Below are 7,398 nucleotides of genomic sequence, written 5' to 3' on the forward strand. Positions count from 1 at the left end.
GGAGGCCACCGAGGCGTTCGAGGACGCCCGCGACCGGGTGGCGTCGTTCGTCGGGGTGTCGCCGGGGTCGCTGGTGTGGACGTCGAACGCGACCGCCGGGATCAACCTGGTCGCCTACGCGATGTCGAACGCGTCGCTCGGCCGCGGGGGAGCGGCCGCACGCCAGTTCGCCCTCGGCCCGGGCGACGAGATCGTGGTCACCGAGGCGGAGCACCACGCGAACCTCGTGCCGTGGCAGGAGCTCGCTCTGCGCACGGGGGCTTCCTTGCGGTGGCTCGGCGTGGACGACGACGGGCGGATCCGGGTCGACGAGCTGGACACGGTGGTCACCGACCGCACCAAGGTGCTCGCGTTCACGCACGCGTCGAACGTCACGGGTGCGATCACGCCGGTCGAGGCGTTCGTCGCCCGCGCCCGCGCAGTGGGCGCTCTGACCGTCCTGGACGCCTGCCAGTCCGTCCCGCACCTGCCGGTGGACCTGTCTGCCCTGGGCGTCGACTTCGCGGCGTTCTCGGGGCACAAGATGCTCGGGCCCACGGGCGTCGGCGCGTTGTACGGGCGGCGCGAGCTGCTCGAGGCGATGCCGCCGGTGACCACGGGCGGGTCGATGGTCGAGGTCGTCACCATGGAGTCGACCACCTACGCGCCGCCGCCGCAGCGGTTCGAGGCCGGCACGCAGATGGTGTCGCAGGCCGTCGGGATGGGCGCCGCGGCGTCGTACCTGGCCGAGCTGGGCATGGACGCCGTCGCCGCGCACGAGGCGCACCTGGCCGGACTGCTGCTCGACGCGGTCGCCTCGGTGCCGGGCGTGCGGGTGATCGGCCCGACCGACACGCGCGACCGCCTGGCGACCGTCTCGTTCGTCGTCGACGGCGTGCACGCGCACGGCGTCGGCCAGGTCCTCGACGACGCCGGCGTGGCCGTGCGGGTGGGTCACCACTGTGCGCAGCCCCTGCACCGCCGGTTCGGCGTAGCGTCGACGTCACGGGCGAGCGCCGCGGTCTACACGACCGACGAGGAGATCGAGGTCTTCCGGGAAGCACTGACGGGGGTCCGGGCGTTCTTCGGTCTGGAGGTGTCATGAGCACGGGATCGATGGAGCAGCTGTACCAGCAGGTCATCCTGGACCACGCGAAGTTCCCGCACGGCAAGGGGCTGGGCGTGGCGGGGGACCTGCACCTGCACACGGGCGAGTCGCACCAGGTGAACCCGACCTGCGGCGACGAGGTGACCCTGCAGGTGGACCTCGACGACACGGGTGTGGTCCGCGACGTGCGCTGGGACGGGCAGGGCTGCAGCATCTCGCAGGCCTCGGTCTCGGTGCTGCACGACCTGGTGGTCGGCAACGACCTCGCCACCGTGGACCAGCTCGGCGGCACGTTCCGCGCGCTCATGCAGACGCGCGGCAACGGCCTCGACGACGACGCCGAGGACTCCCTCGGCGACGCGACCGCCTTCACGGGCGTCGCCAAGTACCCCGCGCGGATCAAGTGCGCCCTGCTCGGCTGGGCGGCGCTGACCGACGCACTCATCAAGACCGGCGCACGGGAGAACTCATGAGCACGGACACACCCTCGCCCGCCCCCATCACGGTGGCCGACGTCGAGGAGGCCATGCGCGACGTCATCGACCCCGAGCTGGGCATCAACGTCGTCGACCTCGGCCTGGTCTACGGGCTGACGATCGACCAGACCAACACGGCCGTCATCGACATGACGCTCACGTCGGCGGCCTGCCCGCTGACCGACGTCATCGAGGACCAGTCGGCGCAGGCGCTCGAGGGCCTGGTGGACGGGTTCCGCATCAACTGGGTGTGGATGCCGCCGTGGGGCCCCGAGAAGATCACGCCCGACGGCCGCGAGCAGATGCGTGCCCTGGGCTTCAACATCTAGGGTCGCCGTCTCCGGAGCCCCGGTCAGCCAATGTGCTGACCGGGGCTTCTGCGTGCCCGAACAGCGGTCGGCGGGGAGCTCGATGGAGCATCCTGGGGGTGTGAGAGCACTCGAGGGCAACGTCGCGACCGCCCCGATCGCGTTCCGGATGCGCGCCGATGCCGTGGTCGTCAGCGCGGTGACGGCTGCGACGGGGGTCGCGGTGCTCGCCATCGCGCAGTCGATCGGGAGCGTCGGCTGGATGCTCGCCGACGTGCCGGGCGCCGCCAACAACGTGCTGCGGGAGGCCGCGTTGGGGTCGTTCGGCGCGGGGTTCGTGATCGTCGCCGTCGGTGCGGCGGTGGCTCGGCGGCACGGGGTGAAGCGCAGGGCGGGCGTCGTCGCCGTGCTCCTCTGCGTGGCCGCGCTGTTCCTGGCCCTGGTGGGGGCAGGCAGATTCGCCGCCCACTCCGCCGCGTCGGTGCTCCGGCCGGTGCTCGTCGATGCCGCGGCGCTGAACACGTCGGGTGGCTCGAACGGGGTCGCGATGCTGGCCGTCGCCCTGAGCATGGCCGGTGCAGCGCTCGTCGTGCTCCGTGTGGGGCGCACTCGCCCCTGAGGCCTCAGAGCTGGTCGGTGGCGAACGTGTCGCAGGCGGCGAGCGTGCCCTGCTCGTAGCCGGTGGTGAACCAGCGCTCCCGCTGCTCGCTCGACCCGTGGGTCCACGAGTCCGGGTTCACGCCACCGCCGGACTGCTCCTGGATGTTGTCGTCACCGACGGCCTCCGCCGCGCCCAGGGCGTTCTGGAGCTGCGCCGTCGTGATCGGCTCGAGGTAGGTGACGCCGGTGTCCGGGTCCACGGTCGTCGCCGCGTTCCCGGCCCACATGCCGGCGTAGCAGTCCGCCTGCAGCTCGACCCGGACCGAGTCGGAGTCCGCGCCGGCGCCCTGGCGGTCGGCCTGGTCCATCACGCCGGTGATCTGCTGGATGTGGTGGCCGTACTCGTGCGCGATCACGTACTGCTCGGCCAGCGGGCCGTCCTCGGCGCCGAGCTGGGCCAGCTGGTCGAAGAACGAGACGTCCACGTAGATCGTGGCGTCCGGCGGGCAGTAGAACGGCCCGGTGGAGCTCGACGCGTTGCCGCAGCCGGTGCTGACGGCGGCGTTGAACGACACCGCCTCGGGGATGCTGAACTGGCCGCCGGCGGCCGGGATGGTCGCGCCCCAGAACGTGTCGAGCGAGTCGAGTGTCGCGCTGTACAGGCACTCGCGGTCCGTGTTGGCCTGCTCGGCGGTGCACTCGCCGACGGTCTCCCCGGTCTCCGGCGCGGGCTGCTGTGCGCCACCGGTGACTCCGGACAGGTCCACTCCCGTGAACAGGTAGACGACGAGCGCGAGGATGCCGATCGCACCGCCGCCCACTGCGACCTTGCCGCCGCCGCCCTTGCGGACGCGGCCGCCACCGAAGCTGCCACCCTCCTGGAACGTCACGCAGGCAACCTAGCCGGGGGCGGGTCCGTCCGCCCGTCGAGAGCGGGTGATCAGTGCCCGTCGAGGCCTCGGGCGGCGAGCGCGTCGCCGGTGGCCCGGGCGTGGGCCACCATGCGGACCGCGGCCGGGACGAGGATCGCGCGCGGGTCCCGGTCGAGGCCGCGGGCTCGAGCCGCGTCACGTGTCTCGAGCGACATCCTGGCCAGCACGGGGATGGTGCGCAGGAAGAGGCCGACCGCGAGGGCGAACGTCTCGGGGCGCAGGCCGACGTGCCGGAGCGGGCGCGCGAGACGGGCGAGCGCGTCCAGGAGCGTGTCCGCCCGGGTGGTGGCCGTGACGACCGCGGCGAGGAGCACGAGGGCCACCAGGTCGACGGCGACCTCCACGGCGGTGGCCCAGCCGCGCGCCCACCACTGGTAGAGACCGATCAGCGCTGCGGTGAGGAGCGCGGGGACGAGTCCGCGGGTGGTCCGGTGCCACGGGAGACGAGCGACCAGCTGCGCGAGCAGGGCGACACCCAGGAAGGCCAGCGCGGACAGAGGTCCTCGGACGGCGACGACGGCGACCGCGAAGAGCGCCAGGCACGCGAGCTTGAACCCGGCCGGCGCGCGGTGGATGACGGTGGTGCCAGGGTGGTACAGGCCGAGGGGTCCTGCCCACGGCGGCCTGATCGGCCCGCTCACGTCGGCACCTGCATCAGCGCCCGGTAGGACGCGACCGCTTCCGCCGGGTCCCCGTCGAACACCACGGCGCCCCCGTCGACCACGAGGACGCGCTGGGCCCGGAGCGCGGCGTCGAGGTCGTGGGTCACCGTGATCACCTGCTGGTCGAGATCGTCCAGCAGCCGGTCGACCACGCCGCGCCACCGCAGGTCGAGCAGCGTCGTCGGCTCGTCGCACACCAGCACCGCGGGCTCCGTCGCGAGGACCGAGGCGAGCGCGAGCAGCTGGCGCTGGCCCCCGGACAACGCGTGCACGGGGACCTCGGCGCGCTCGGCCAGCCCGAACCGGGCCAGTGCCGCCCGCGCGGCGACGTCGCGTTCGGCAGCGGTCAGCGGCAGGCGGCGCAGCGACAGGGCTACGTCCTCGACCGGCGTCGGCATGACGAGCTGGGCGTCCGGGTCGGTGAACACGAACCCGACCTTGCGGCGGACAGCGGGCCCGTCGCGCGCGGTGTCGAGGCCGTCCACCCGCACGGTGCCGGACGAGGGCAGCACGAGGCCGTTGAGCAGCCGGGCCAGGGTCGACTTGCCCGAGCCGTTGGCGCCGACGATCGCGATGCGACGCTCGGTGAGCTCCAGGGTCACCGGCCCGAGCAGCCGGACGATGCGGTCGGCACCGCCGTCCGGGTCAGGGCTGTACGCGGTGACGAGGACGTCGTCGAGCGCGATCATGGGCCAGGTCAGCGGCGGGAGCGCAGCATGTCGGGGAACGCCTTGAAGATCGCGACCGCCACCGCCGCGGCGGCGAGGTTCTTGATCACGTCCCCTGGCCAGTACACGACGTCGATGGCCAGGGCCTCGCCGAACGAGATCCCCAGGCGAGCCATCAGGCCGACGATGCCGGCCGGGTGGATCGTCAGGAAGCTCGCGCCGAGTCCGGCGAGCACCAGGAGGGGGTACCGCCACGCCGACGTCGTGCGCACCGCCCAGTCGCCGAGCCGCGCGGCGAACCGTGACGCCTGGAGCCGGGGCGCGAGCCGCAGCGCGACGCCGCCGAGGACGCCCGCGAGGGCGGCGGCGAACGGGAAGGCCAGCAGGTAGCCCACCGAGGCTCCGGCGAGGACGGCCACCCCGCCGACGCCGCCGGAGAAGATCGGCAGCCCCGCGAGCCCGAGGGCGACGTAGAGCAGCGCGGCGAGACCGCCGCGACGCCAGCCGAGCACGAGGCCGGCCAAGATCACGGCGAACGTCTGCAGGGTGATCGGCACGCCGGACGGGGTCGGGATGCCGGGCAGGATCGCGCACACCGCGATGAACGCCGCGAACGTGGAGATCAGCGCGACATCCGTGGAGACGGAGGTGCGGGCGACCGGGGCGGGAAGTGCGGCGGCGGTCTCGTTCTCAGGTGCGCTGGTCATGGCTACCCCTCGATAGTCGTGGCGAGTGCGGTGCGATCCCGCGGGTCCGGGGTGCGTCATCAATCCCCTTGCGACCGGACGCCACGCTAGCCGCAAGTAGACTTGCTGGCGTTTGTGCCCGCGGCCAACGCCAGCGCGGCGAACTCGGAGGAAACCGTCAAGTGATCACTGCCCAGGCTGTCGAGTTGCGCATCGGCGCACGCGTGCTGCTCGAGGAGTCGTCGTTCCGCATCGCGGCCGGCGACCGGATCGGTCTGGTCGGTCGCAACGGCGCCGGCAAGACCACACTCACCAAGACGCTGGCGGGGGAGACGCAGCCCACCGGCGGCCAGATCGTCCGGTCCGGGGAGGTCGGCTACCTCCCGCAGGATCCCCGCACGGGCGACCTGGACGCGCTCGCCATGGACCGGGTGCTCTCCGCGCGCGGTCTCGACGAGATCGTCCGCGCGATGCGCGTGACCGAGGGTGCGATGGCGAGCACCGATGACGACCTGCGCGACAAGGCCATGGAGCGGTACACGCGCCTCGACGCCCGGTTCAACGCGGCCGGAGGGTACGCCGCCGAGAGCGAGGCGCACCGGATCGCGTCGAACCTCGGGCTCGACGAGCGCGTGCTCGGCCAGACGATCGGCACGCTCTCCGGTGGCCAGCGCCGCCGCGTCGAGCTGGCCCGGATCCTGTTCTCGGGCGTCGACACGCTGCTGCTCGACGAGCCGACCAACCACCTCGACGCCGACTCGATCCTGTGGCTGCGCGACTACCTGCGCACCTACTCCGGCGGGTTCGTCGTCATCTCCCACGACGCCGACCTRCTGCGGGCCACGGTGAACAAGGTCTTCCACCTGGACGCCAACCGCTCCCAGCTCGACCAGTACGCGCTCGGCTGGGACGCGTACCTGCAGCAGCGCGAGACCGACGAGAAGCGCCGCCGCCGGGAGCGCGCCAACGCCGAGAAGAAGGCCTCCGCCCTGATGGCGCAGGCCGACAAGATGCGCGCCAAGGCCACCAAGACCGTCGCCGCGCAGAACATGGCGCGCCGCGCCGAGCGCCTGCTGTCGGGGCTCGAGGAGGTCCGCGCGTCGGACAAGGTCGCGCGCCTGCGGTTCCCGGAGCCGGCAGCCTGCGGCAAGACCCCGCTGACCGCGTCGGGCCTGTCCAAGACCTACGGGTCGCAGGAGGTCTTCACGGACGTCGACCTCGCCATCGACCGCGGCAGCMRGGTSGTSGTGCTCGGCCTCAACGGCGCCGGCAAGACCACCCTGCTGCGCATCCTCGGGGGGATCGAGAAGTCCGACACCGGCGAGGTCCGCCCCGGGCACGGGCTCAAGCTCGGCTACTACGCCCAGGAACACGAGACGCTCGACCTCGAGCGCACGGTCGTGGAGAACCTCAAGTCCGCCGCGCCCGACCTCACGGAGACCCAGGTGCGGTCCGTGCTCGGCTCGTTCCTGTTCTCGGGCGACGACGCCGACAAGCCCGCCCGGGTGCTGTCCGGCGGGGAGAAGACCCGGCTCGCGCTCGCCGCCCTGGTCGTCTCCAGCGCCAACGTGCTGCTCCTGGACGAGCCGACGAACAACCTCGACCCTGCCTCCCGCGAGGAGATCCTCGCGGCGCTGCGCGGCTACTCGGGCGCCGTGGTGCTGGTGTCGCACGACGAGGGTGCCGTCGCGGCGCTCGACCCGGAGCGGGTGCTGCTGCTGCCCGACGGCGACGAGGACCTCTGGAACCCGGCGTACCTGGACCTCATCGCGCTCGCCTAGGACGCGTCCGGTGGGTCCGATCGACCCAGCTGGGCGTCGATCAGCGCGTCCTCGGCGTCCTCGTCGCGCCCGCCGCGGCGGTGGGGGACGTCCGGTGCCGTCGGTGCGCGACGCGGTCGGGGGGTGTCCCGGGTGGGCCACAGCTCGACGCCCGAGGCGGTGGTCACCGGGGCCGGCGTCGGGTCCGCGGGCTCACCC

General features: G+C 72.9%; 9 protein-coding genes and 1 pseudogene. 5 read left to right on the plus strand and 5 right to left on the minus strand.

The features are described from left to right. From AC1DUQ_RS13980 to AC1DUQ_RS13995, 4 genes are all read left to right on the plus strand, one after another. The coding region (locus tag AC1DUQ_RS13980) for an aminotransferase class V-fold PLP-dependent enzyme (RefSeq protein ID WP_477073989.1) at window positions 1–1,084 on the plus strand (1,084 nt) is incomplete at its 5' end. After that, entirely contained in the window at window positions 1,081–1,560 is a 480-nt protein-coding gene (sufU, locus tag AC1DUQ_RS13985) for a Fe-S cluster assembly sulfur transfer protein SufU (protein ID WP_477062799.1), read from the plus strand. The genes AC1DUQ_RS13980 and sufU, both read left to right, overlap by 4 nt. Then, window positions 1,557–1,892 (plus strand): metal-sulfur cluster assembly factor, encoded by a 336-nt coding sequence (locus AC1DUQ_RS13990; protein ID WP_056093855.1) that lies wholly within the window; start codon window positions 1,557–1,559, stop codon window positions 1,890–1,892. The genes sufU and AC1DUQ_RS13990 overlap by 4 nt, the downstream gene beginning before the upstream one ends. A gap of 100 nt (window positions 1,893–1,992) precedes the next feature. Further along, window positions 1,993–2,490, plus strand: a complete 498-nt coding sequence (locus AC1DUQ_RS13995) for a hypothetical protein (RefSeq protein ID WP_477062800.1) — start codon at window positions 1,993–1,995, stop codon at window positions 2,488–2,490. Window positions 2,491–2,494: 4 nt separating this feature from the next. Here AC1DUQ_RS13995 and ypfJ read toward each other — a convergent pair whose 3' ends face one another. From ypfJ to AC1DUQ_RS14015, 4 genes are read right to left on the minus strand one after another with little or no spacing between them, the layout of a single operon-like run. Next, window positions 2,495–3,361 (minus strand): KPN_02809 family neutral zinc metallopeptidase, encoded by an 867-nt coding sequence (gene ypfJ / locus AC1DUQ_RS14000; RefSeq protein WP_477062801.1) that lies wholly within the window; start codon window positions 3,359–3,361, stop codon window positions 2,495–2,497. Between the two features lie 50 nt (window positions 3,362–3,411). Continuing rightward, window positions 3,412–4,044, minus strand: coding sequence for a CbiQ family ECF transporter T component (locus AC1DUQ_RS14005; protein ID WP_477062802.1), 633 nt, complete (start codon window positions 4,042–4,044; stop codon window positions 3,412–3,414). After that, the gene (locus tag AC1DUQ_RS14010; protein ID WP_477062803.1) at window positions 4,041–4,754 is read right to left on the minus strand and encodes an energy-coupling factor ABC transporter ATP-binding protein; all 714 of its coding nucleotides are present in this window, start codon (window positions 4,752–4,754) and stop codon (window positions 4,041–4,043) included. The genes AC1DUQ_RS14005 and AC1DUQ_RS14010 overlap by 4 nt, the downstream gene beginning before the upstream one ends. An 8-nt stretch (window positions 4,755–4,762) precedes the next feature. Beyond that, window positions 4,763–5,440 (minus strand): biotin transporter BioY, encoded by a 678-nt coding sequence (locus AC1DUQ_RS14015; protein ID WP_477062804.1) that lies wholly within the window; start codon window positions 5,438–5,440, stop codon window positions 4,763–4,765. A 161-nt stretch (window positions 5,441–5,601) separates the two neighbouring features. Between AC1DUQ_RS14015 and AC1DUQ_RS14020 the strand changes: the two genes are divergently transcribed. Further along, window positions 5,602–7,200 (plus strand): ABC-F family ATP-binding cassette domain-containing protein, encoded by a 1,599-nt coding sequence (locus tag AC1DUQ_RS14020; RefSeq protein WP_477073990.1) that lies wholly within the window; start codon window positions 5,602–5,604, stop codon window positions 7,198–7,200. Here the strand turns inward: AC1DUQ_RS14020 and AC1DUQ_RS14025 are convergent. After that, window positions 7,197–7,398 (minus strand): annotated as a pseudogene (locus AC1DUQ_RS14025) (hypothetical protein); the annotation flags it as partial. The gene AC1DUQ_RS14020 and the pseudogene AC1DUQ_RS14025 sit on opposite strands and share 4 nt — an antisense overlap.

Source organism: Cellulomonas sp. P4_B5_2, from assembly GCF_056402235.1.